At 71.6% G+C, this 24,091-nt stretch carries 18 protein-coding genes; 10 read left to right on the forward strand and 8 right to left on the reverse strand.

The genetic code is table 11. From position 1 onward, the window contains the following. Positions 1–201: 201 nt before the first annotated feature. The 5 genes from ABZ948_RS12605 to ABZ948_RS12625 form a co-directional block, all read right to left on the reverse strand. Positions 202–1,071: a sulfotransferase family protein gene (locus ABZ948_RS12605; protein WP_359758902.1), complete on the reverse strand. Its 870-nt coding sequence runs from the start codon at positions 1,069–1,071 to the stop codon at positions 202–204. 141 nt (positions 1,072–1,212) lie between these two features. Beyond that, positions 1,213–2,463 carry an alpha-L-fucosidase gene (locus ABZ948_RS12610; RefSeq protein ID WP_359758903.1) on the reverse strand — a complete coding sequence of 417 codons (1,251 nt, stop codon included), beginning with the start codon at positions 2,461–2,463 and terminating at the stop codon, positions 1,213–1,215. Between the two features lie 5 nt (positions 2,464–2,468). Then, a complete protein-coding gene (locus tag ABZ948_RS12615) occupies positions 2,469–5,510 on the reverse strand; it encodes a glycoside hydrolase family 38 N-terminal domain-containing protein (protein ID WP_359758904.1) in 3,042 nt (1,013 codons plus the stop codon). 61 nt (positions 5,511–5,571) lie between these two features. Further along, on the reverse strand, positions 5,572–6,909 hold the full coding sequence (locus ABZ948_RS12620; protein WP_359758905.1) for a 6-phospho-beta-glucosidase: 1,338 nt from the start codon (positions 6,907–6,909) through the stop codon (positions 5,572–5,574). Next, entirely contained in the window at positions 6,906–7,670 is a 765-nt protein-coding gene (locus tag ABZ948_RS12625) for a DeoR/GlpR family DNA-binding transcription regulator (protein WP_359758906.1), read from the reverse strand. Before ABZ948_RS12625 ends, ABZ948_RS12620 begins: the two co-directional genes overlap by 4 nt. Positions 7,671–7,819: 149 nt before the next feature. Between ABZ948_RS12625 and ABZ948_RS12630 the strand changes: the two genes are divergently transcribed. The 10 genes from ABZ948_RS12630 (at position 7,820) to ABZ948_RS12675 (ending at position 21,240) form a co-directional block, all read left to right on the forward strand. Next, the gene (locus ABZ948_RS12630; RefSeq protein ID WP_359758907.1) at positions 7,820–8,872 is read left to right on the forward strand and encodes a carbohydrate kinase family protein; all 1,053 of its coding nucleotides are present in this window, start codon (positions 7,820–7,822) and stop codon (positions 8,870–8,872) included. Between the two features lie 47 nt (positions 8,873–8,919). Beyond that, positions 8,920–10,197 (forward strand): ABC transporter substrate-binding protein, encoded by a 1,278-nt coding sequence (locus ABZ948_RS12635; RefSeq protein WP_359758908.1) that lies wholly within the window; start codon positions 8,920–8,922, stop codon positions 10,195–10,197. A gap of 124 nt (positions 10,198–10,321) precedes the next feature. After that, a complete protein-coding gene (locus tag ABZ948_RS12640) occupies positions 10,322–11,206 on the forward strand; it encodes a carbohydrate ABC transporter permease (protein ID WP_359759009.1) in 885 nt (294 codons plus the stop codon). Continuing rightward, a complete protein-coding gene (locus tag ABZ948_RS12645) occupies positions 11,203–12,051 on the forward strand; it encodes a carbohydrate ABC transporter permease (RefSeq protein WP_359758909.1) in 849 nt (282 codons plus the stop codon). The genes ABZ948_RS12640 and ABZ948_RS12645 overlap by 4 nt, the downstream gene beginning before the upstream one ends. A 103-nt stretch (positions 12,052–12,154) precedes the next feature. After that, positions 12,155–13,045: an alkaline phosphatase family protein gene (locus tag ABZ948_RS12650; RefSeq protein ID WP_359758910.1), complete on the forward strand. Its 891-nt coding sequence runs from the start codon at positions 12,155–12,157 to the stop codon at positions 13,043–13,045. Beyond that, on the forward strand, positions 13,042–15,975 hold the full coding sequence (locus tag ABZ948_RS12655) for a glycoside hydrolase family 2 TIM barrel-domain containing protein (RefSeq protein ID WP_359758911.1): 2,934 nt from the start codon (positions 13,042–13,044) through the stop codon (positions 15,973–15,975). Before ABZ948_RS12650 ends, ABZ948_RS12655 begins: the two co-directional genes overlap by 4 nt. Before the next feature lie 34 nt (positions 15,976–16,009). Next, positions 16,010–17,845, forward strand: a complete 1,836-nt coding sequence (locus ABZ948_RS12660) for a LamG-like jellyroll fold domain-containing protein (RefSeq protein ID WP_359758912.1) — start codon at positions 16,010–16,012, stop codon at positions 17,843–17,845. 16 nt (positions 17,846–17,861) lie between these two features. Beyond that, positions 17,862–19,535 (forward strand): PHP domain-containing protein, encoded by a 1,674-nt coding sequence (locus tag ABZ948_RS12665; protein ID WP_359758913.1) that lies wholly within the window; start codon positions 17,862–17,864, stop codon positions 19,533–19,535. A gap of 4 nt (positions 19,536–19,539) precedes the next feature. Then, complete coding sequence (locus ABZ948_RS12670; RefSeq protein WP_359758914.1) at positions 19,540–20,388, forward strand: hypothetical protein; 849 nt, start codon at positions 19,540–19,542, stop codon at positions 20,386–20,388. Positions 20,389–20,412: 24 nt separating this feature from the next. Then, positions 20,413–21,240: a PaaX family transcriptional regulator gene (locus ABZ948_RS12675; RefSeq protein WP_359758915.1), complete on the forward strand. Its 828-nt coding sequence runs from the start codon at positions 20,413–20,415 to the stop codon at positions 21,238–21,240. Here ABZ948_RS12675 and ABZ948_RS12680 read toward each other — a convergent pair. From ABZ948_RS12680 to ABZ948_RS12690, 3 genes are read right to left on the reverse strand one after another with little or no spacing between them, the layout of a single operon-like run. Further along, positions 21,231–21,686, reverse strand: coding sequence for a MaoC family dehydratase (locus ABZ948_RS12680; protein WP_359758916.1), 456 nt, complete (start codon positions 21,684–21,686; stop codon positions 21,231–21,233). The two genes, ABZ948_RS12675 and ABZ948_RS12680, sit on opposite strands and share 10 nt — an antisense overlap. An 8-nt stretch (positions 21,687–21,694) precedes the next feature. Beyond that, entirely contained in the window at positions 21,695–23,197 is a 1,503-nt protein-coding gene (locus ABZ948_RS12685) for an acyl-CoA synthetase (RefSeq protein ID WP_359758917.1), read from the reverse strand. 10 nt (positions 23,198–23,207) lie between these two features. Continuing rightward, entirely contained in the window at positions 23,208–24,083 is an 876-nt protein-coding gene (locus ABZ948_RS12690) for an amidohydrolase family protein (RefSeq protein ID WP_359759010.1), read from the reverse strand. Positions 24,084–24,091: the final 8 nt, after the last annotated feature.

Consider the following 24,091-nt stretch of genomic DNA (forward strand, 5'->3'; position numbering starts at 1 on the left):
GCCCTGCGGCGTCATGGGGGTCCCCCCTGCTCGAGCGAAGCCGAGAGCTTGGGGGAGCGTGCTCTCGGCGTGCCGGGCGGACGCCCGCGTACTGGCTGTACTCGGGTGTTCGACCGGTGCGGCGAGTGGGGGTACCCCCTGCTCGAAGAGCTTGGGGGAGTGCCGGGCGTCGCGGGGCAGGCGGGACTTTGCGGACACCCCCTAGGCGCCGTACCCCCACGCCTCGGCGAGTTCCCGCAGGCGTGGGGGCAGGTCGGCGTCCGGGGCGGCGGTGCGGGCGGACTGGATGCGGCCGGACTTGATGGTGCTGGACCAGTCGCCGAGCTGGGGGCGGAAGGTGCCGTGGTCCTTGCTGCCGTAGTCGAGCATGCCGGGCTCCCAGGGGAGGCCGAGGTGGTCGCAGACGCCCCGGGTGACCCGCTCCGGCTCGGCGGTGAGCTCCTCGTACGTGATCACATGGCAGTCGAGGTTCCGGCGGGCCTCCTCCAGCTTCTCGCTGTAGTCGAGGACCTCGGCGCGGATGGCCTCGTGGTCGGGGTCGGCGCGGCGGTCGGTGAGGGACGCGATGACGGCGCCGGGGTGGCGGAGCAGCAGGATGTGCCGGGCGTTCGGCCAACATCGGCGCAGCCGGGGCCAGATGAGGACGTTGGGCGGGGTCTTGTCGACGATGACGTCCTTGCCGCTGCGGGTCAGCTCCAGGTGCAGCACCCGGTCCCACAGCACGTGCTCCAGCTCGTCCTTGTCGAGGTGGAGGGCCCGCATGGCGTCCGCGGTGAACTCGCGGGAGAGGTGCACGTGCACGGTGCGCAGGTGCATCTCGTGCGGGGCGCGGATGCGGCTGTGGCTGTTGAGCAGGACCCGCAGCAGGGTCGAGCCGGAGCGGACCGAGGACAGCACGAAGACCGGGGAGTCCACCAGCCGGGGTGCGGGCGGGGCCGTGTAGGGGTCGGCGGCCGGGCGGGGAGCGGGGATGGCGTCGAGGGTCCGGCGCGGGGGACTCACCGCCTCCATCACCAGCCTTCCGCGACGCTTCAGTCCCTTGCCGATCGCGGACATGCGCGGGTCTCGCACCGTGACACCTTTCTTTCGCGCGGGCATTCCGCATCCCAGGGGGAACGGGCGAACGTCAGATGTCCATCAGGCGAACCGGCCTGCTCACGGGCGTCCACATACGCCCGTGAGCAGGCCGCTTACCCGTTTCTTAAACTTTCGTCAGAACCTGCCGGCGCCGCGGTACAGCTCCAGTTCCCCTTCCAGTTCGACGGCCAGCACGGTGGCGTGCGGGTCGAGGTCGGCCGCGGCGGGCGGCTGGATCCAGAGGATGCCGGGGGTCTCGTGGAGGCCGCCGGTGATCTCGTGGGCGAGTTCCGTGCCGCTGCCCAGGACCGAGACGCGGCGCACTCCGCTGAGCAGGCCGCGGACGTTGATCTCGGCGCGCGGGGCGTCGAAGAGGGTCAGGTAGAGGGTGCGGCGGTCCTTGGAGAGGGTGCTCGGGCCGTAGTGGTGCCCGGGCGGCAGTCCCCGCTCGGTGCCGTACACGGCCTCCGCGTGCCGGGCGATCCAGTCGCCGAGGCCTTCCAGCCGTTCCCGCTGCTCGTCCGTGATCGTGCCGTCCTCGCGCGGGCCGACGCTGAGGAGCAGGTTGCCGCCGCCGCCGATGGTCTCGGTGAAGTAGCGGACGAGCTGGTCGACCGACTTGTGGTGGTGGTCGTGGTGCTGGTGGCCCCAGGAGTCGTTGATCGTGAGGCACAGCTCCCAGGGGCCCTCCGGGGGGATGACGGGGGCGCCCTGCTCGGGGGTGGCGTAGTCGCCCTCACCGAGCATGCGGGCGTTGAAGACGACGTCCGGCACCTCGGAGCGGATGAGGGCGGCGAGTTCGCGGATGCGCCACTGCTCCTCGCTGCGGTCCCACTCGCCGTCGAACCACATCAGGTCGGGCCTGTAGCGGCTGGTGAGTTCGCGGATCTGGCCGTCCCGGTAGGCGAGGAACCTCTCCCAGGCGTCGAGGTCCTCGTCCTCGGCGGCGACCTCCGAGTAGCGGTTGTCCTCCAGCTCCGGCGGGCGGCCGGGCTTGCGGGTGGAGGCGTAGTCGGGGTGGCTCCAGTCGGAGTGCGAGTAGTAGAGGCCGACCTTGAGGCCCTGCTCGCGCAGGGCGTCCGCGTAGCCGCCGATCAGGTCCCGGCCCACGTTCAGGTCGCCGTACGCGGTGTCCCACAGGGCGACGCCGTCGTGGTGGCGGCTGGTCAGCACGGCGTACTTGGCGCCGGCCCGCGCGAAGAGCTTCGCCCAGTCGCGCGGGTCGTAGCGGGCGGCGGTGAACCGGTCGAGCTGGGACATGTACCGGTCGTAGGGGACGATGTCGTCGTAGAACGACCAGGACTCCTGGACGCCGTCGACGGCGTAGATGCCCCAGTGGATGAAGATGCCGAGTTTGGCGTCCGTGAACCACGGTTGCATCGCCATGGAGGTCAGCCCCTTCGCAGGCGGAGCGTGAGGATCTGGAAGGGCCGCAGGGCGACGGCGACCCCGCCGTCGGTCGTCTCCGCGTCCTCCAGCGGGCGCTCCAGCAGGTCGGTGACCTGGGCGCCGGCGAGCGGGAAGCCGGTGCGCAGGACGCCGGTGGCGCGGCCGCCGCGGGACTCGTAGAGCCGTACGACGACGTCGCCGGAGGCGTCGTCGGCCAGCTTGACCGCCTCCACCGTCACTCCCTCGCCGTCCACGGAGACGACCGGTGCGGGGGCGCCGGCCGCGTCGGCCACCCGGAGCGGGAGGTTGAGGGCGTAGCCCTCGGCGACGGCGTCCTCGATGGTCGCGCCGGGCAGCAGCGCGTAGGTGAAGCGGTGGCGGCCCTGGTCGGCCTCGGGGTCGGGGATGCGCGGGGCGCGGACCAGGCTGAGGCGGACGGTGGTCGTGGTGCCGCCGTCCTCGCGGACCGTGCGGGAGACATCGTGGCCGTAGGTGGAGTCGTTGATGACGGCGACGCCGTAGCCGGGTTCGCCGATGTGCACCCAGCGGTGGCCGGAGACCTCGAAGCGGGCCGCCTCCCAGCTGGTGTTGGTGTGCGTGGGGCGCTGGATGTGGCCGAACTGGATCTCGGCGGAGGAGTGCGGGGCGCGGATGTCGACCGGGAAGGCCGCCTTGAGGATCTTCTCGGTCTCGTGCCAGTCGATGTCCGTCTCGATGTCGATGCGGGGGCTGCCGGCGCGGACGGTGATCGTCTGGGTGATCGTCGAGCCCTTGCCGAAGGACCGCTCGACGCGGATCGCGCCGATGAGCGGGTCCTGCTCGACGACCGTCACGGAGGAGGCGTCGAGGAGGTCCGTGTAGCGGTTCCTGTAGTGCTTGTCGATGTCCCAGGCGTCCCAGTAGTTGGGCAGGTCCGTGTGCAGGCGGAGCAGGTTGCCCGGCTCGGCGAGGACCTCGCGGCCGGCGCGCAGGTCGCGGACGGACGCCAGGGTGCCGTCCTCGGCGACCTCGACCCGGACGAGTCCGTTGTCGAGGACCCGGCCGCTCACCGTCACCGGCTGCGGGGGCTCGGCGGCACCGAGGGGCGCGGAGCCGCTGGCGGGCACCTCCACGTACACCGGTGCGCCGTCGGCGGTGCGCGTCACTTCGGCGCGGTCGCGGGGGCTGGTGTTGAAGGCCCGGGGCCCGCCCGTGCCCAGCGCGGCGAGCGCCTCGGCGGTCAGCTCCTGGAGTTCACGGGCGACACGGGCGTACTCGGCCTCGGCCTCGCGGTGCACCCAGGCGATGGAGGAGCCGGGCAGGATGTCGTGGAACTGGTGCAGCAGCACCGTCTTCCAGAGCCGGTCGAGCTTCTCGTACGGGTAGGAGTAGTCCGGGGCGTGCAGCGCGGCCGTGGTCGCCCACAGCTCGGCCTCGCGCAGGAGGTGCTCGGAGCGGCGGTTGCCCTGCTTGGTGCGGGCCTGGGAGGTGTAGGTGGCGCGGTGCAGCTCCAGGTAGAGCTCGCCGACCCACACGGGCGCGTCCGGGTACTCCTCGCGGGCCTTGGCGAAGAACTCGTCGGGGTGTTCGACGACGACCTTGGCGGAGCCCTCCAGGTCCGCGAGGCGGCGGGCGCGCTCCATGATCTCGCGGGTGGGGCCGCCACCGCCGTCGCCCCAGCCGAAGGGGGCCAGGGAGCGGGAGGCGCCGCCCTTCTCCTGGTAGTTGCGGACCGCACGGGACATCTCCTCGCCGCTGAACCGGGCGTTGTAGGTGTCGACCGGCGGGAAGTGGGTGAAGATGCGGGTGCCGTCGATGCCCTCCCACCAGAAGGTGTGGTGCGGGAACCTGTTGGTCTGGTTCCAGGAGATCTTCTGGGTGAGGAACCACTCGTTGCCGGCGAGCTTGGCGATCTGCGGGTAGGCCGCGTTGTAGCCGAAGGAGTCCGGCAGCCACACGCCCTTGGTCTCGATGCCGAAGTGGTCCATGAAGAACCGCTTGCCGTGGACGAACTGGCGGGCGACGGCCTCGCCGCCGGGCAGGTTGCCGTCGGACTCGACCCACATGCCGCCGACGGGCGCCCACTGGCCGTTCTTGACCGACTCCTGGATGCGGGCCCAGACCTTGGGGTAGTTGTCGCGGACCCACTCGTACTGCTGGGCCTGGGAGCAGGCGAAGATGAAGTCCTCGTACTCGTCGGCCAGGGACGTGACGTTGGAGAACGTGCGGGACGTCTTGCGCTTGGTCTCGCGGATCGGCCAGAGCCAAGCCGAGTCGATGTGGGCGTGGCCGACGCCGGAGATCGTGTGCGCGCTGGCGTGCGCGGGCTTGGACAGCACCGGCTTCAGCGCCTCGCGCACGGCGGCGGCGGAGCCGGAGACGTCGTCCAGGTCGAGCAGGTCCATGGCCCGGTCGAGGGCGTGCGCGATCTCGTGCCGGCGCGGGTCGTGCTCGCCGAGCTCCAGCATCAGCTCGCGCAGCACCTGCACGTCGAGGTCGAGGTGCCAGACCTCCTCGTCCAGGACGGCGATGTCGGCGGCGCGGAAGGTGTAGAGCGGCTTGTCGCCCGCCGTCAGCTTGTCGCCGAGGGGCGTCACCTTGGAGAAGTTGTCCGCGAGGATGTCCGGGTTGGAGGCGGCCTCGACCAGGTAGTCGACCGTCTCGCCGCCGGTCGCCGGGTTGGCGATCGGGACGTACTGGTTGAGCGGGTTCACGGCCTTGAGCGGGGTGCCGTCCGTGAGGTGGACGAGGGCCTCGGCCTGGTTGCCGGGCCAGTCGCCCACGAAGCCGAGGTCGATGACGGCCTCGACGCGCTTGCCGGCCCACTCGCTCGGCACCTGCCCGCGCATGCGGAACCAGGTGGTGCCCCAGGGCGGGCCCCACGGGGTGCCCATCGCGAACGGCTCGTAGGAGGCGGCGGCCGCCTCCTCGAAGGACACCGGCTCCCCGGGAGCCTGCCACGCCTCCACCTCGAAGGGGACGGTGGCCGCGTAGACCGCGGTCTTGATGCGCTGGTCGTGGAGGCGCTGCACGCGCTCTTCGATCCGGCGGCTTTCGTCGTGCATGGGTTGTCTCCAGGAAGCGGGGCGAGCGGGGCGAGCGGGGAAAGCGCTTACCGAGCGGCGTTCACCTAAGGTACGCCAGCCCGGGGTGGACCTCGGTATAGCCCTCGACCAGCCGCCGGGCCACGTTGACGGAGTCGACGAGCGGGTGCAGGGCAAAGGCTTTCACAGCGGTCGCGCGGGAGCCGGACCGGGCGGCGGCCAGCACCTCGCGCTCGACCGCCTTGACCGCGCAGACCAGGCCGGTGGCGTGGTCGGGCAGCGGGTCGACGGTGACGGGGTGGGCGCCGTTGGCGTCGACGAGGCAGGGGACCTCGATCACGGCGTCCGTGTCCAGGACGGACAGCGTGTGCTGGTTGCGGACGTTGAGGATCAGGGTGGTGCGCTCGTCGCGGGCGATGGCACGCATCAGGGCGAGGGCGACCTTCTCGTAGCCGCCGGACAGGTCGTCCTCGTCGCGTTCACCGGCGCCCGCGGTCTCCCGGTTCTCGGCCATGTAGGTGGCCTCGCGCTCGGCGCGGGTGTCGTCCCACACCTTCCACGCGGGGGCGTCGGGGTTGCGCATCTCGGCGTAGAAGCGGGCCTGCTGGTCGTGCAGGAAGGCACCGCGGGTCTTCTCGGCCTGCTGGTAGGCGCGGACGGCCTCGCGGTTGAAGTAGTAGTAGTGCAGGTATTCGTTGGGGATCGCCCCGAGGGAGCGCAGCCAGTCGGTGCCGAACAGCTTGCCCTCCTCGAAGGAGCCGAGCAGGTCGGGGTCGGCGAGCAGGCGCGGGAGCTCGTCCCGGCCGGCGACGCGCAGGCCGCGCACCCAGCCGAGGTGGTTGAGGCCGACGTAGTCGATCCAGGCCTCCTTCGGGTTCGCGCCGAGCACGCGGGCGATGCGGCGGCCGAGGCCGACCGGGGAGTCGCAGATGCCGATGACCCGGTCGCCGAGGTGGCGGGACATGGCCTCGGTGACCAGGCCGGCCGGGTTGGTGAAGTTGATGACCCACGCCTCGGGCGCGAGCCGGGCCACCCGCCGGGCGATGTCCTCGGCGACCGGGACCGTGCGCAGCCCGTAGGCGATGCCGCCGGCGCCGACCGTCTCCTGGCCGAGGACGCCCTCGGCGAGCGCCACGCGCTCGTCGTCGGCCCTGCCCTTCAGGCCGCCGACGCGGATCGCGGAGAACACGAAGTCGGCGCCGCGCAGGGCCTCGTCGAGGTCGGTGGTGGCGGTCACCTCGGGCGCGTCGGGAACACCGGCCGCCTGCTCGGCGAGGACCCGTGCCACCGCCGACAGCCGCCCGGCGTCCAGATCGTGCAGGACGACGTGGGTCACCCGGCCCTCGGCGTGGTCCTGAAGAAGCGCCCCGTACACCAGTGGCACGCGGAATCCTCCGCCGCCCAGAATCGTCAGCCTCACGCTTGCACCTTTCCCGCCACGACGACCTCGACGCCCGCCTCCTGCAAAGAGGCCCGCGTCGCCGCGTCGACCGGCTCGTTCGTGACCACCACGTCCAGGTCCTCGGGACCGCAGACCTTCGCCATGCCGTGCCCCGGGAACTTCGCCGCGTCGGCGAGCAGCACGACCTTCTCACCGGCCTTGATCATGGCGCGCTTGACCGGCACCTCCACGACGGTGGTGTCCATGACCTGCCCGCCGGGCCGCACGCCGCTGGTGCCGAGGAAGAGCCAGTCGGCGTGGAGCTGGCGCAGGTTGTCCTCGGTGAGGAAGCCGACCAGGGAGCGGTACTCGCGGCGGACCATGCCGCCGAGCAGGACCAGCTCGATGCCCTCGTCGTCGGCGAGCTCCTCGTAGACCACCAGGTTGCTGGTGATGACGGTGAGGCGGCGGCCGTGCAGCTGCCGGGCCAGACGGTAGGCCGTCGTCCCGATGTCCAGCAGCACCGACTGGCCGTCGCTGACCATGGCCGCGGCGCGCTCCGCTATGGCGTCCTTCTCGGCCACGCGCACCTCGGCGACCTCGGCGAAGGGCTGGTCGCCCTCCTCGACCACGGCGCCGCCGTGGACGCGCGTGAGCAGCCCGTCTTCTTCCAGTTTGACCAGGTCACGCCTGATTGTGGCGGGGCTCACGCCCAGCTGCTCGGAGAGGTCGGTCACAGCTGCGGGGCCGCCGGAGCGCAGGGCCCGCAGGATGAGTTGGTGTCGTCGTTCTGCCAGCACGCGGTGCACACTACTCGTCATCTTCAATCAATGCCATGCTCATTTCTGCTCGGGTATTGACCAATCTCTCCGATCGGCGCACGATTCCGCTCACCGAAATGAAGAGTTTTGACGATCTCCGTCGAGGTCCCGAGCGAGAGGACGCATCCGTGGACGACGACCGGCCCGATGTGCTGCTGACCGGGCTGCTCTTCTACGACCTCGTCCTCACGGGGCTGGGAAAGCCGCCGACACCCGGCGAGGAAATCTGGACCGGGGGCATGGGCTGCGGCCCGGGCGGCATCGCGAACCTCGCGGTGGCCGCCTCCCGCTTCGGCCTCACGACCTCCCTGGCCACGGTGTTCGGCGACGACTTCTACGGCGAGTACTGCCGCGACGTCCTGTGCGACCAGGAAGGCGTCGACCTCTCGCTCTCGCGTACGGCGGACGACTGGCCGACCCCGGTCACCGTCTCCGTCGCCTACGGCCAGGACCGGGCCCTGCTCACCCACGGGCAGGAGCCGCCGTACTCGCAGGACGTGCTGATGGGCGACCCGCCCGAGGCGCGGACCGCCCTGGTGCACCTCGAGGCGGAGCCCCGCGAGTGGCTCGCCAAGTCCGCAGCCAACGGCACCCTGATCTACGCCGACGTCGGCTGGGACCCCACCCAGGAGTGGTCGACGGCCCTCCTGGAGCAGCTGGCCCTGTGCCACGCCTTCCTCCCGAACGAGGCCGAGGCGATGGCCTACACCCGCACCGACAGCGCGGTGGCCGCGCTCGGCACGCTCTCCGAGCTGGTGCCGGTCGCCGTGGTCACGCGGGGCGGGGACGGCGCCGTCGCCGTCGACCAGATCACCGGCGAGTACGCGGAGGTCCCGGCCCTGGACACCGACGTCCTGGACGCGACGGGCGCCGGGGACGTCTTCGGCGCGAGTTTCGTCGCGGCCTCGCTCGGCGGCTGGCCGCTGGCGGAGCGGCTGCGGTTCGCGGTGCTCGCCGCCGGGCTGTCCGTCCGGCATCACGGCGGGGCCCTCGCGGCCCCGGGCTGGTACGGCGTGGACCGCTGGTGGCGCTCGCTGACGGACCCCGGCCTGCGGCGGGCGTACGGCTTCCTGGCCGACCGCATCCCGGCCAACGTCGGCCCCGCGGTGCACCACGCCCCCGTCACCCCGCCGGCCCCTCTCACGCCCGTGGGTCCGGGCGCCTCCGCAGGGCGGCACTGACCCCCGAATCCCCTCAGCACGTCGAACAGCAACAACAGGAGTGACCCGTGGACCTTTCCCGTAGAGGCTTCCTCCAGGCCGCCGCGCTCACCGCGGCCGCCTCCGGCCTGACCGTCGCGTGCGGCAACGGCTCGGGCTCGGCCGGCAGCAAGAACGGCAAGAACCTCACCATGTGGTACTGGGGCGGCGCGCTCAGCGACAAGGTGGTCGCCGAGGCGAAGACGCACTTCGGCAAGGACGTGAAGCTGACCGTCGCCTCCATCGGCGGCGACTTCAAGTCGAAGCTCACCACCACCCTGGCGGCCGGCACCTCCGTGCCCGACATCACCGGCATCAAGGGTGAGGACATGGCGGCCTTCCTGCCCAACGCGGGCCGCTTCCTCGACCTGAACGACCTGGGCTTCAAGGAGATCTCGTCCAAGTACCTGGACTGGAAGACCAAGCTCGCCCGGACCGAGGACGGCAAGCAGATCGGCTTCCCGATCGACATCGGCCCCACCGCGCTCTTCTACCGCGCGGACCTGTTCGACAAGGCCGGACTGCCCACCGACCCCGACAAGGTCGCCGCCCGGGCCGGGACCTGGGAGGAGTACTTCGCGCTCGGCACGGAGCTGAGGAAGAAGCTGCCCGGCACCTACCTGGTCAACAACATCAGCTCGGTGTTCAACATGGCGGTCGGGCAGGGCACCGAGCGGTTCATCGACCGGGACAACCGCTTCATCGGCGACCAGGACCACATCCGCGCCGCGTGGAACACGGCGGTCCGCCCCTACACCCTCGGCCTCGACGCCAAGATCAACGACAACAGCTGGAACGCCGCCATCGGCAAGAGCCTGACCACCGAACTCGGCGCGGCCTGGCACGCGCTGGACATCGAGCAGGCGGCCCCGAACACCAAGGGCAAGTGGCGGGTCTGCGCCATGCCCGGCGGACCGGCCAACCAGGGCGGCTCCTACCTGGCCCTGCCCAAGCAGTGCCGGAACCCCGAAGAGGCATTCAAGATCATCAGCTGGATCCTCAGCCCGGAGAACGACGCCCGCGGCTTCGCCGACGCCGCGATCTTCCCCGCCGCGCCGGCCGCGTACTCCATGCCGGCCATGACGGGCGGCGACCCCTTCTTCGGCGGTCAGAAGGTCATCGAAGTCTTCGGCCCGGCCGCCAAGTCCATCCCGGCCGCCTACGAGGCACCCGCCGACGCCGCCGTCATGGCCCCCTTCATGACCGGGCTGACCAGCATCGAGGCCAAGGGCGTGAAGCCCGACGACGCCTGGCAGGACGCGGTCGCCCAGGCCAAGCAGATCGCCCGGCGACAGGGGGTGAAGTGAGGTGACGTCACCTCCGGTCACCGGTCCCGCCGCGGTGCCCCAGCACCCCGGCGGGCCGGGCCCGGCCCGCTTCCGCCCGCGGCGCACACCGCCCGCGGGCGCCGTGCGGCCGGCGCGTCGCCGGGTGCTGTCCTACTGGCGGCAGTACCTGGCGATCTCGCCCTTCTTCCTGATCTTCATCACCTTCTCGTTCTTCCCGGTGTTCTACTCGCTGTACCTGGCCTTCCAGCGCTGGGACGGCATGGGCACCATGCAGTTCGTGGGGCTGGACCAGTTCCGGTTCCTGTGGGACGACCCGGTCTTCTGGATGTCGATCCGCAACACCCTGGTGATCTGGGTGCTGTCCACCGTTCCCACGCTGTTCGGCGCCCTGGTGCTGGCGACGCTGCTGCATTCGGTGCGTCGCTTCAAGGGCTTCTACCGCATCGCCCTCTACGTCCCGAACGTCACCTCGATCGTCGCCGTGTCGATCTTCTTCGGCGCGGTGTTCAGCAACAACTTCGGCCTGGTCAACGCGATCCTGGGGATGGTCGGCATCCCGCCCGTCCCGTGGCTGAGCAACCCGTGGCTGATCAAGCTGGTCATCGCGCTGCTGATGACGTGGATGTGGACCGGCTACAACATGATCATCTACCTGGCCGGTCTCCAGGCCATCCCGACGCAGATCTACGAGGCGGCCAAGCTGGACGGCGCCGGACCGATCCGCACGTTCTTCCAGATCACCATGCCGATCATGCGGCCCATCATCCTCTTCACGGTCGTCATCTCGACCATCAACGGCCTGCAGAGCTTCAGCGAACCCCAGGTCCTGTTCGGCAGCAACGCCGCCAACCCCAACCTCGGCGGCCCCGGCCAGGCGGGCCTGACCACGCTGCTGTACTTCTACCAGTCCGCTTTCGTCAACAACGACTACGGCTACGGCGCCGCCATCGTGTGGGCCTTCTTCGTGCTGATCCTGGTCATGGTCGTCATCAACTGGCGCGTAGTGCAGCGCGGGAGGAAGTCATGACCGCGGTGGTCACCAAGCGGTCCCGGCGCCCCAAGGGCCTGACCGCGCACATCGTCCTCGTCCTCGCCGTCCTGATCTCGATCTTCCCGTTCGTGTGGACGATCGTCATGGCGACGAACACCACCGAGGACATCTACAAGAGCCCGCCGAAGCTGACCTTCGGTTCCCACCTGCTGGAGAACGTCCGGCACGTGCTCGACACCATCGACTTCTTCGGGTCGATGCTGAACACGATCATCGTCGCGTCCGTCACCACCGTCCTGGTGCTGTTCGTCGACTCGCTGGCGGCCTTCGCCTTCGCCAAGTTCGACTTCCCCGGGCGCAGGGTGCTCTTCGCGACGCTGCTGGGCTTCATGATGCTGCCGCTCCAGCTGGCCGTCCTGCCGCAGTTCATCCTCATGTCCGACATCGGCTGGGTCGGTACGCTCAAGGCGCTCGTCCCGCCCGCCCTCGCCAACGCCTTCGGCATCTTCTGGCTGCGCCAGTACATCGCGAACGGCGTGCCGGACGAACTCCTCGACGCCGCGCGCATCGACGGCGCCGGGTTCTTCCGCCAGTACTGGAACATCGTGCTGCCGATGATCAAGCCGGCGCTGTCCTTCCTGGCCATCTACGCCTTCGTCGGCGCCTGGAACGACTACATCTGGCCGCTGGTCGTCCTCACCGACCCCGGCCACCTCACGCTCCAGGTGGCGCTCGCCCAGCTCCACGTCGGCCACACCACCGACTACAGCATGGTCATGGCCGGCGTCCTCATGGCGTCCGTCCCCCTGGTCGTGGTCTTCACGATCTTCGCCCGGGGCTTCATCGCGGGCGCGACGGAGGGAGCGGTACAGGGCAGCTGATCCGCGCCCCGAAGGGGCGCGGGGAACTGCGCGACCAGCCACAGCGGGCGCGCACCCAAGAACCGACGGTCGGTCCCGAGCTCTTGGACGAGAGGGGTAGGCAGTGCCAGACGCACACGGCAAGGTACTGGTCGTCGGCATGGACGGCCTCCGCCACGACCGCCTGACCCGCGAGCCGTCCAACGCCCCTGTTCTCCACGCCCTGATGACCGCGGGAGCGCACGGCACCAGCCTGCTCCCCTATGGCCGGGCCGAGGACGGACCGTCGGCCGACGTGGCCTACACCGACTCCGGTCCCGGCTGGTCGAGCGTGCTGACCGGGCTGTGGCCCGACCGGCACGGGGTGACCGGCAACGACTTCCTCGGCGCCGACTACACCCGCCACCCCGACTTCCTCAGCCGCGCCGCCACCGCCCGGCCCGGTCTGCGCACCGCGGCGGTGGTGTCCTGGCCGGAGCTGGTCGACCGGGGCGTCCTCGGCCCCGCCATCGGCACGCGGGTGCGCCACGACGGCGAGTCCGACGGCTACGCGACCGCGGACCGCCTCGTCGCCGACACCGCGGTCCGCTGGCTCACCGAGGACGACCCGGACGCCCTGTTCGTGTACTTCGGCGCCACCGACGAGGCGGGCCACGCCACCGGCCCGCTCTCCCCCGCCTACGACGACGCCCTGCTCGCCCAGGACGCCCACCTCGGGCGGCTCCTGGCGGCGATCGACGCGCGGCCCGCCCACGAGCACTGGACCGTGCTGGTCACGACGGACCACGGTCACCTCGACACCGGCGGCCACGGCGGCGACACGCGCGCCGAGCGGGAGGTCTTCGTCGTCCTCGCCGGGCCCGGCACGCCCGGAGGCACCCGGCTCGACACCCCCCGCCTCGTCGACATCGCCCCCACCGTCCTGGACCGACTCGGCATCCCCGCCGACCCGGCCTGGGAGCTGCCGGGGCGCGTTCTGGCCCGGCCCACCGCCCCGACTTCGGAATGGTCATGACCGACACACCCCTCGATCCGCTGATCGCCCTGCGCCCCTGGTCGGCCCCCGAGCTGACCTCCTGGGGGCGACTGCCGATGAACGCCGTGGACCGGCGTTCCGGAGCCGTCTGCCTCGACGGCGACTGGCGTTTCCGGTTGCTCCCCGCCCCGGACGCCCCGCTCGGGGAGGCCTGGTCGTCGTCGTACGTGCCCGGCGTCTGGACCCTGCAGGGCACGGACGACCTCCCGCGGTACCTGAACGTCCGCATGCCGTTCGCCGAGTTCCCGCCGGACGTGCCGGCCGCCAACCCGACGGGCGTCCACGAGCGCGCGGTGGACGTGCCGGCCGAGTGGGCCGGGCGGCGGATCGTGCTCCAGGTCGGCGCCGCCGAGAGCGTGCTGCTGGTGCACGTGGACGGGCGGCCCGTCGGCCTCTCCAAGGACTCCCACCTGGCCGCCGAGTTCGACCTGACAGCACACGTCCGCCCCGGCGAGCGGGCCACGGTGCGGCTGACCGTCGTCAAGTGGTCGGACGCCTCGCACATCGAGGACCAGGACCAGTGGTGGCACGGCGGGATCACCCGGTCGGTGCTGCTGTACGCCACCGACCCGCTGCATCTCGCGGACGTGACCGTGCGCGCCCGGCGGGACGGGGACCTGCGGGTGGACTGCCGGGTGCGGGACGCGGGCGGGGCACTGCCCGAGGGCTGGTACGTCAGCGGGGAGCTGGACGGGCAGTTGCTCACGCAGGACGCCGAGTTCGACCGGGCCAACGCCGAGGACGAGCGCGTCTCCGGGTTCCTCGGCGAGGCCCGGCTGCGGGCCGCCGTCCCCGACGTGCGCGTCTGGAGCGCCGAGACGCCCGAGCTGTACGGCCTGACCGTGCGGCTGCACCGCGCCGACGGCACCGTCGCCGACACCTCGCGTCACCGGATCGGCTTCCGGGACGTCGAGATCGACGGCCGGGACCTGCTGGTCAACGGCGAGCGCGTGTTCATCCGGGGCGTCAACCGGCACGACTTCCATCCCCTGACGGGCCGGACGGTGTCGTACGACGACATGCGCGCCGACCTCGTCCTGCTCAAACGGTTCGGCTTCAACGCGATCCGCACCGCGCACTACCCGAACGACCCGGCCCTGTACGACCTGGCCGACGAGCTCGGCTTCTACGTCGTCGACGAGGCCGACATCGAGTCCCACGACCACGCGCACGAGATCGCCGACGACCCGCGCTACCTGGGCGCGTTCGTCGACCGGGTCGCGCGGATGGTGCTGCGCGACAAGAACCACCCGTCCGTCATCGTCTGGTCGCTGGGCAACGAGTCCGACTACGGCGCCAACCACGACGCGGCCGCCGGCTGGGTCCGCCGGCACGACCCGACCCGGCCCTTGCAGTACGAGGGCGCGGCCAAGCGCGGCTGGGCCGACCCGGACCTGGCCTCCGACATCGCCTGCCCGATGTACGCCCCCCTGGAGGAGTGCATCGCGCACGCCATGTCGGGGACGCAGACCAAGCCGCTCATCCAGTGCGAGTACTCGCACGCCATGGGCAACAGCAACGGCACGCTGGCGGACCATTGGGCGGCCATCGAGGCCACCCCGGGTCTTCAGGGCGGATTCATCTGGGAGTTCTGGGACCACGGCATCCTCCAGCGTGTGAACGACGGCAGACCGGCCGGGCGTGGGGGCGCCGGGCTCTACGACAACGGTGTCGCCGCGCCCGGGCACCGCTGGGCGTACGGCGGCGACTTCGGGGAGAGAGACCACGACGGCGCCTTCATCGCCGACGGGGTCGTCTTCCCCGACCGCACCCCCAAGCCCGTGATGTTCGAGCACCGGGAGATCGCCGCGCCCCTGCGGATCGACTGCTTCCGGCACGAGGGCATTGTCCTGGGCAACCACCAGCACTTCCGCGGCCTGGACTGGCTGTCCGGCGAGTGGGAGCTGTCCCTCGCCGACGGCGGCACCCTCACGGCCCCCGCCGAGCTGCCCGACCTGCGCCCGGGTGAGACGGCCGCCGTGCCGCTGCCGTTCGCGCTGCCGGAGGACGGCGGCGAGGCGTGGCTGACGCTGCGGGTCACCACGGCCGGCGACGAGCCGTGGGCGCCGCGCGGCACGGTCGTGTGCCTGCCGCGGGTGCGGCTGCGGGCGGCGTCCCCGGTGGCGCACACGCCGGCCGCGGGCCGCGCGGTCGAGGTCGACGAGGACGGGCTGCTGGTCCATCCGCTGCTGACGGCCGCGCCCACGCTGTCCCTGTGGCGCGCCCCGACCGACAACGACGAACTGGGCGGCATGGCGGCCCGCTGGCGGGACTGGGGGCTGGAGGCGCCCGTCCGCAAGGTCGTCGCCGTGCGGCGTGACCCGGGCCGGGTGACGGTGGTCGCCGACCACCTCTGCGCGGGCGGGACCGTCCGGCACGAGCAGGTGTTCACGGCCGTCGAGGGCGGGCTGCTCGTCGAGGAGTGCGCGGAGCTGCCCGAGGCGCTGCACGACGTGGCCCGGGTCGGGTCGGTGTTCGAGACGGTCGCCGGGCTGAACCTGTGGGAGTGGTTCGGGCAGGGCCCCTGGGAGTCGTACCCGGACCGGGCCGCGGGCGCGCCCGTCGGTCACCACGCGCTGCCGGTGGACGAGCTGTTCACGCCCTATCTGCGGCCCCAGGAGAGCGGCGGGCGGCACGGCGTACGGCGGTTCACGTTGTCCGCGCCGGACGCCACCGGCCTGGCGGTGCGGCTCGACCGGCCCCGCCAGGTGTCCGTGACCCGGCATCGCGCGGCCGACCTCGCCGCCGTCGCGCACCACGACGAACTGGTGCCGCGGGCCGGGTGCGTGGTGCACATCGACGCGGCGCACCGCGGGCTGGGCACGGCCTCGTGCGGGCCCGACACCTTCGCCTCCTACCTCATCGCCGCCGGCGTCCACCGCTGGAGCTGGACGCTGCGCGTTCTCTGAGTTCCTCCCCTCCCCGTCACCTCATGGAGCACCCGTGTGCACTTCGCATGACCACGACCGGGGCGAGGCGCCCCAGGCCGGTGCCGGCAGACGCAGTTTCCTGCGGGCGACCGCGCTGCTCGGCGCCACCGCCGCCGCGGTGAGCGCGCTGCCCGCCGTCACCGCCGAGGCCGCCGCGTCGAGTTGGCGCCCCGACCCGGACAGCCGCCGCTTCACGCTCGCCGTGATGCCCGACACCCAGTACCTCTTCGACGGGCCGAGCATCGACAAGGCGCCCGTCGAGGCCTCGCTGCGCTATCTGCTGGAGCACGGCCGGGAGGAGAACATCGTCTTCCTGTCGCACCTCGGGGACCTCACGCAGAACGGCGCGAAGGAGGAGTTCGCGGCGATCGGCGAGGCGTTCCGGCTGCTGGACCGGCGGGGCGTCGGCTACAGCGTCCTGGCCGGCAACCACGACGTGAGGTCGTCGACGACCGACCAGCGCGGTGCGACACCGTACCTGGACGCCTTCGGGCCGCGGCGGTTCGAGGGGCAGCGGACGTTCGGCGGTGCCTCCCCGGACGGCTACAACTCCTTCCACCTGTTCACGGCGGGCGGCCGGGAGTGGATGGTGCTCGCGCTGGACTGGCGGCTGTCGCCGCAGGGGTACGCGTGGGCGAAGGAGGTCATGGCGCGGCACCCGAGGACGCCGGTGATCCTCACGACCCACGAACTGGTCGTCGAGGACGACGCGTTGTCGGCCTACGGGCAGCAGCTGTGGGACCAGCTGATCGAGGACCACGACCAGATCTTCCTCACCCTCAACGGGCACTACTGGCCCGCCGCCCGGGCCACCCGCGAGAACGCGGCCGGGCACGACGTCCATCTGCACCTGACGAACTACCAGAACCGCTATTTCGGCGGCGCGGCGATGATCCGCCTCTACCGCTTCGACCTGGACCGGAACGTCATCGACGTGGAGACGGTCTCCCCGTGGATCCTGGGCCGGGCGAAGAAGGGGCTCAACGAGCTGGAGCGGCAGGAGATGGAGCTGAGCGGCGACGCCGACCGGTTCTCCGTCGACATCGACTTCCAGGAGCGCTTCTCCGGGTTCGCGCCCGTGCCCGCGCGGCCGGCGCGGCCCGTGGCGAAGATGCTGGTGCCGGGCACCGTCGCCTACTGGCGCTTCGAGCAGCCCGTGGACGGCACGGACGGCACGGTCCGCGACCTGTCCGGGCGGGGCAACGACCTCTCCCTGGTCACCGTGGGCGGCGGGACGCTGGGCTGGTCCGCCGACCACCACCCCGACCAGCCGGGCCACGGCAGCCTGGAGTTCCGGGGCTTCAAGTCGCCGCTGAAGGGCGCCTATCTGCGCACGGTCGACGCCGCCCCGCTCAACCGGGCCACCTTCGAGGACGGCTACACCATCGAGGCGTTCTACCGGCTGCCCGCCGACTGGGACCCGGACCACAACGCCTGGTCGGGCCTGGTGAGCCGGACGGGCACGGGCGGCGCGGCCGGCAAGACCGCCGACGACCCCGACGAGCCGCTCGCCACGCTGTCGCTCTCCAACGACCGCGAACCGCAGTGGGCGATGCGCCCGCTCAACCAGCAGGGCATCGCCACCAACTGGGGCCAGGAGACCCCGCTGGAGACCTGGTGGCACCTGGCCGTCGTCAACGACGGCACGCACACCACGCTGTACGTCGAGGGCTGCCCGGTGGTCCGCAACCCCAGGGCGTCCGCGGTCGGCATCACCTCCGTCGGCCTGCCCTGGCTGCTCGGCGGCTACGAGTACGGCGGGAAGATCGACCAGATCCTGCACGGCCGGCTCGGCGACGTCCGGATCGTCGCACGGGCGCTGCCCGTCACCTCCTTCATGAACCACTGACCGGCGAGGACCCGTGATGACCGAGCAGCAGCTGCCCGCCTGGGCCGACCCGTCCGTCTCCCCCGCCGCCCTCGATCCGCAGGGCGTCTCCCGCCGCGGGCTCCTGCGCCGCGCGGGCCTGTTCGGCGCCGCCTTCGCCCTGGGTTCGGCGGCCACCCCCGCCCGCGCGGCCGGCGACGGCGGACGGCTGGGCGGCGAGGACCCCCGCCTCGCCTACCTCGTCGGCGACCACCACATCCACACCGTCTACAGCCACGACGCCAAGTACACCTTCTCCCAACTGGCCGCCGCGGGCGCGAAGTACGGCCTGGACTGGATGGTGTTCACCGAGCACTCCAACTTCGGGCACGCCGACTTCGGCGCGGCGCTGGAGCACGAGGAGATCCTCAGGGCACGGGCGGAGAACCCGCGCCAGCTGATCTTCCAGGGCCTGGAGTGGTACATCCCCGCGGCCGAGCACTGCACGGTGTTCATCGCGCCCGGCCCGCACGAGGTCGACGTGCTCACCCGCTTCGAGCGCGCCTACGACGGCAAGCTCCTCGCCTACGACAAGGGCGGACCCGCCGACGCGGACACCGCCCGCAACGAGGCGCACGCCGTGAAGGCCCTCAAGTGGCTGGAGGGGCAGCGCCGTTCGGGCTACGTCGACGACGTCCTGGTCCTCGCCAACCATCCCATGCGTCTCGGCATCGACTCCCCGCACGAGATGCGCAACTGGCGGGACGCGGCGCCCGGCATCATGATCGGCATGGAGGGCGCGCCCGGCGCCCAGGGCGCGGCCATCCCCGGCTGGCGCGGGGCGAACTCGATCCGCGGCGAGTACGAGAACAAGCCGTCCGCGCAGTCCTGGCCCGGCTACCCGGCGGACGCCTACCTGACCTACGGGGGCTTCGACTGGGCGACCGCGACCGTCGGCGGGCTGTGGGACTCGCTGCTCGCCGAGGGCCGGCTGTTCTCCGTCACCACCAACTCCGACGCCCACCGGATCGTCTTCGACACGTGGAAGAACGGCGACTGGCAGCCCGGCCAGACCTTCGACACCACCGGAAAGCTGCCCGACCCGGTGAACACGGACACCCCGCAGCCGGGCAGCGACTTCTGGCCGGGGCAGTTCAGCCGCACCCACGTGGGCGTGACCCGCTACGGCTACCGGGCGGTCATGGCGGGTCTGCGGGCGGGCCGCGTCTGGCTCGACCACGGACACCTGCTCGACGGGCTCGACGTCCGGCTGAAGCGGGAGCGCGACCGGGGCCGGGGCGTGACGCTCGGCGGCCGGCTGCGGGTCCGCGCGGGCGAGAGGCTGACGCTGGAGGTCACGGTGACGACCGCCTCGCGCCCCAACCCGCAGGGCATCCTCCCCGAGTTGGCGCACGTGGACGTCATCCGCGGCGCGGTACGCGGGCCCGTCACCGACCGCGACTCCTGGAAGGCCCCGGACACGCGGGTCGTCCGGTCGCAGGACGTCTCCGGCCGCACGGGCACCTACACCCTGCGCGTCCCGCTCGACGCGGGCGAGGAGTCCTTCTACGTCCGGCTGCGCGGCAGCGACGGCAACCGGCACGGCACCGGCTACCTCGGCGCCTCGGTCGACCCGCACGGGCCGGTCCCGCACCCGCCCGGGGACGGTGACCCGTGGGCCGATACGTGGTTCTATTCGAACCCCGTGTTCGTCGACGTGGAAGGGTCCTGACCTGATGAGACGTCAACTGCTGGCGGCGACAGCGTTATTGAGTGCCTTCGCGCTGGGCGCCGGTACGGCCTCGGCCGCCGGCGCCCCGCGGTGGGCGGAGACCGGAACGACGTACACCGGCACCCTCGGTGGCGGGCAGGGCCTGGCCAGCCGCGCGGACGGCTCCCTGCTGTTCCGCGGACTGGCCTCCATCCCGCTGGACCTGAGAGTCAAGGGCTGGAACCACATAGGCGACCCGGACATCGCGCGCGGTCATGTCTTCGACGCCTACCAGGGCCCGGACAACGCCCAGTCCAAGATGTTCGCGGTCACCACCCCGGCCGGGAAGCGCTACGAGTACGTCCACCCGCTCGACGCGGGCGAGAAGCTCAACAACTCCTTCGCGGCCGTCTCGCCCGACGGGCAGTGGCTGGTCTCGGGCGAGTGGGGCCTGCAGAACCGGCTCCAGGTCTTCCCCGCTCCCCTGCTCAACCCGTCCACTCCGGCCACCGGAGGCACGCTGGCGCAGGCCGGGCAGATCACCCTGGACAAGCCGGTCCGCGACATCCAGGGCTGTGACTTCGTCACCGGCACCCGCCTGCTGTGCGCCTCGAACGACGCCACAGGCACCCTCTTCCCCCAGGTCCGGCCGCTCCTCCAGGTCGACCTGCCGCACGAGGTCGACGGGCGGCCGGTCACCGGCACGGTGACGAGCCTGTTCGCGCTGCCGCAGCGCAGCACGTGCACGGGCACCTTCGAGACGGAAGGCATCGACCACGACGCGCGCGGCGGCACCCTGCGGGTGCAGATGATCCCGCCCGGGGTGTGCGCGGTGACGACGGCCGTGCACGCGTACCAGCAGGTCACGGACTGATCGGGCGGAGGTACGGTGGGCCGCGTGACCGGTGAAGAGTCGCTGCGGCCCCAGTCCCTCATGCTGACGTTCCTGGGCGACCAGGTGCTCGGCCGTGACGTGTGCGTGTACTCCGGCAGCGTCATCGACGTGTTCGCCCGCGCCGGGATCGGCGAGCAGGCCACCCGCTCCACGCTGACCCGCATGGTGAACCGGGGCCTGCTGCGCCGCCAGCGCGAGGGCCGCCGCATGTACTTCGGGCTGACCGAACGCTCGGCGGCGGTGCTGCGCGACGGTGAGCGGCGCATCTGGCAGACCGGTGCCGTCAACCGGCACTGGGACGGCACCTGGACGCTGCTCGGCTTCTCCCTGCCCGAGTCCTGGCAGCGCCAGCGCCACGACCTGCGCTCCCAGCTGACCTGGAGCGGCTTCGGCCCGCTGTTCAACGGCCTGTGGATCGCCCCGGGCGAGGTCGACGTGTCGGCCCTGGTGGCCGAGCTCGGCCTGTCCGCGCACGTGAAGGTGTTCCGGGCGCACGCGGACGCCGGCATGGACATCGGGCAGATGATCGAGGAGACCTGGGAGCTGTCCGACCTGGCCGCCGGTTACGCGGGGTTCGTACGGCGCTGGCAGCCCTGGCAGGACCGGCTGCCGGAGGCCGACGAGGCGCTCGTGCTGCGGCTGCGGCTGCAGACGGAGTGGCTGCGGATCGTGCGGCGGGACCCGCGCCTGCCCGTCAAGCACCTGCCGGACGACTGGCCGGCGGAAGGGGCCGAGAAGACGTTCCGGGCCGTGCACGAGCGGCTCTCACCGCTCGCCCGTGACGCCTCGGAACGCCTTCTGGACCTGGTGCCCGCGCGGCCTCAGGCGTAGAACCGCGACAGGCTCTGCAGCACCGCCGCCGGCTTGCCGCCGCCCTCGATCTCGATGGCGCCCTCCACGGTGATCTGCACACCGCCGGGCACGTCCTCGACCTCGGCGAGCCTCGCCGTGAGCCGGATGCGGGAGCCGGCCTTCACCGGAGCGGGGAAGCGCACCTTGTTCAGGCCGTAGTTGACCTTCGTGGTGACGCCCTGGACGTCCAGCAGTTCGGTGAAGAGCGGGATGAAGAGGGAGAGCGTGAGGTAGCCGTGCGCGATGGGGGCGCCGAAGGGGCCCGCCTTGGCGCGCTCGGGGTCCACGTGGATCCACTGGTGGTCGCCCGTGGCGTCGGCGAAGGTGTCGATCCGCTCCTGGGTGACCTCGATCCACTCGCTGGTGCCGAGGTCGCCGCCGGCGAGCTTCTTCAGTTCGTCGAGGCCGTTGACGGTGATGCTCATGCGGTTCCTTACTGGTTGCCGTAGCGCTTGCGCACACGGGACTTGAGGAGCTTTCCGGAGGCGGTGCGGGGCAGTTCGTCCGCCAGCACCAGCGATTTCGGGATCTTGTACTTGGCGAGGTGTCCCGCGAGCCCGGCGAGCACCTCGTCGGGGTCGAGCGCGGCACCCTCGCGGGGCACGACGACCGCGCGCGGCACCTCGCCCCACTTGTCGTCCGGCACCCCGATCACCGCGCACTCGGCGATGTCCGGGTGGGCGAGGAGCCGGTCCTCGATCTCGGCGGGGTAGACGTTCTCCCCGCCCGAGATGATCATGTCCTTGATGCGGTCGACGATGTGGACGTATCCGTCCTCGTCGACCTGGGCGGCGTCGCCGCTGCGGAACCAGCCGTCCGCGAAGGACGCGGCCGTCTCCTCGGGCAGCCCCCAGTAGCCGGGCATCACGTGCGGCCCGCGCACCACGACCTCGCCGACCTCGCCGACGTCGACGGGCGTCAGGTCGGGCCGTACGACGCGGACGTCGCTGAAGAAGTGCGGCACGCCCGCCGACCCCGCCTTGCTCACGGCGTGCTCGGCGTCCAGGAAGAGCGTGCCGGGGGCGGCCTCGGTCATGCCGTAGCCCTGGAGGAAGGTCAGGCCGCGCTCCTGGTAGGCGGCGATCAGCGGGGTCGGGACCGGGGAGCCGCCGCAGGTCAGGATCCGCAGCGAGGACAGGTCGGCGTCCGGCCAGCGCGGGTGGCGGGCCACCTGGTCGAACATCGTCGGCACGCCGAACATGAAGGTGATCCGGTGCCGTGCGATCAGGTCGAAGGTGGCGTCCGGGTCGAACGCCTCGACCAGGACGCAGGTGCCGCCCTTCAGCAGGACCGGCAGGGTCAGCATGTTCAGGCCGGCGGTGTGGAACAGCGGGGCCGAGACCAGGGCGCGCTCGTCGGCGATCAGGTCGGTGTCGACGAGGACGTTGACCGCGTTCCACGTGAGGTTGCCGTGGGTGAGCATGGCGCCCTTGGGGCGGCCGGTCGTACCCGAGGTGTACATGATGATGCAGGTGTCGTCGGCGCCGACGGGTTCGTCGATCGGCTCCGCGGACGCCCCGGCGATCGCCGCCTCGTACTCGGGCCCCACCTCCACGTAGGCGCGTACGTCCGTGCTGCCCGGCAGGCCCGCGACCAGACCGGCGTGGGACGGGCCGTAGACCAGGGCCTTCGCGCCGGAGTCGGCGAGCTGGTAGGCGATCTCCGGCCCGGCGAGGCGGATGTTGAGCGGGACGAAGACCGCGCCGAGCGTGCCGGCCGCGAACAGCGTCTCCAGGTAGGAGGGGTGGTTCGGGCCGAGGTAGGCGATCCGGTCGCCGCGGCGCACGCCCCGGGCGCGCAGGGCATGGGCCAGGCGTGTGGTGCGGGTGTGCAGGGTGCCGTAGTCGGTGGCGTGCTCGCCGTGGATCAGGGCGGTGCGGTGCGGGGTCTTGCGGGCCCGGCGTGCGGGCCACGACCCCAGTCCCTCGTTGCGCATGTCACGCCCCTTACGTCTTGGTCAGCCCGAGCAGGCGGGCGGCGTTCTCCTTGAGGATCTTCGGCCGCACCTCGTCCTTGATCGACAGCTTCTCGAAGTCGGCGAGCCAGCGGTCGGGGGTGAGGACGGGGAAGTCGGATCCGAAGAGCACCTTGTCCTTCAGCAGCGTGTTCGCGTACTGCACGAGCTGCGGCGGGAAGTACTTCGGCGACCAGCCGGACAGGTCGATGTGCACGCCCGGCTTGTGCGTGGCGACGGCGAGGGCCTCGTCCTGCCAGGGGAAGGACGGGTGCGCCAGGATGATCTTCAGGTGCGGGAAGTCGGCGGCGACGTCGTCGACGTGGAGGGGGTTGGAGTACTTGAGGCGGATGCCGCCGCCGCCCGGGACGCCCGCGCCGATGCCCGTCTGGCCGGTGTGGAAGAGGGCGATGGTGCCGGTCTCCTCGATCACCTCGTACAGGGCGTACGCCACCGCCCGGTCGTTGGGGAAGAACCCCTGGATGCTGGGGTGGAACTTGAAGCCCTTGACCCCGTACTCCTCGACCAGCCGGCGGGCCTGCCGTACGCCCGCCTTCCCCCGGAAGGGGTCGATGGAGGCGAAGGGGATGAGGACGTCGGCGTTGGCGGCGGCGGCCTCGGCGACCTCCTCGTTCGGGACGGGCGGGGTGCCGGTGGCTGACTCGGCGTCCACCGTGAAGATCACGGCGGCCATGTTCCGCTCCCGGTAGTAGGCGGCCGTCTCCTCCAGCGTGGGCTTCCGCTTGCCCTCGACCTTGAAGTAGGCGGAGGAGGCGTCGTGCAGGTCGTCGTCCAGGGAGGAATGCCCCTTGGAGGACACCTCCGCGTGGGTGTGGACGTCGATCGCGACGAGTGACTCCGGGTCCATCACGCGGT

The organism is Streptomyces olindensis (assembly GCF_040645895.1).
GTDB lineage: Bacteria > Actinomycetota > Actinomycetes > Streptomycetales > Streptomycetaceae > Streptomyces > Streptomyces olindensis.

Bases quoted from the DNA above. Each gene is read 5' to 3' on its own strand.
- ABZ948_RS12615 (WP_359758904.1), bottom strand. From the start codon at position 5,510: ATGCACGACGAAAGCCGCCGGATCGAAGAGCGCGTGCAGCGCCTCCAC.
- ABZ948_RS12645 (WP_359758909.1), top strand. From the start codon at position 11,203: ATGACCGCGGTGGTCACCAAGCGGTCCCGGCGCCCCAAGGGCCTGACC.
- ABZ948_RS12670 (WP_359758914.1), top strand. From the start codon at position 19,540: ATGAGACGTCAACTGCTGGCGGCGACAGCGTTATTGAGTGCCTTCGCG.
- ABZ948_RS12685 (WP_359758917.1), bottom strand. From the start codon at position 23,197: ATGCGCAACGAGGGACTGGGGTCGTGGCCCGCACGCCGGGCCCGCAAG.
- ABZ948_RS12680 (WP_359758916.1), bottom strand. From the start codon at position 21,686: ATGAGCATCACCGTCAACGGCCTCGACGAACTGAAGAAGCTCGCCGGC.
- ABZ948_RS12610 (WP_359758903.1), bottom strand. From the start codon at position 2,463: ATGGCGATGCAACCGTGGTTCACGGACGCCAAACTCGGCATCTTCATC.
- ABZ948_RS12665 (WP_359758913.1), top strand. From the start codon at position 17,862: ATGACCGAGCAGCAGCTGCCCGCCTGGGCCGACCCGTCCGTCTCCCCC.
- ABZ948_RS12690 (WP_359759010.1), bottom strand. From the start codon at position 24,083: ATGGACCCGGAGTCACTCGTCGCGATCGACGTCCACACCCACGCGGAG.
- ABZ948_RS12655 (WP_359758911.1), top strand. From the start codon at position 13,042: ATGACCGACACACCCCTCGATCCGCTGATCGCCCTGCGCCCCTGGTCG.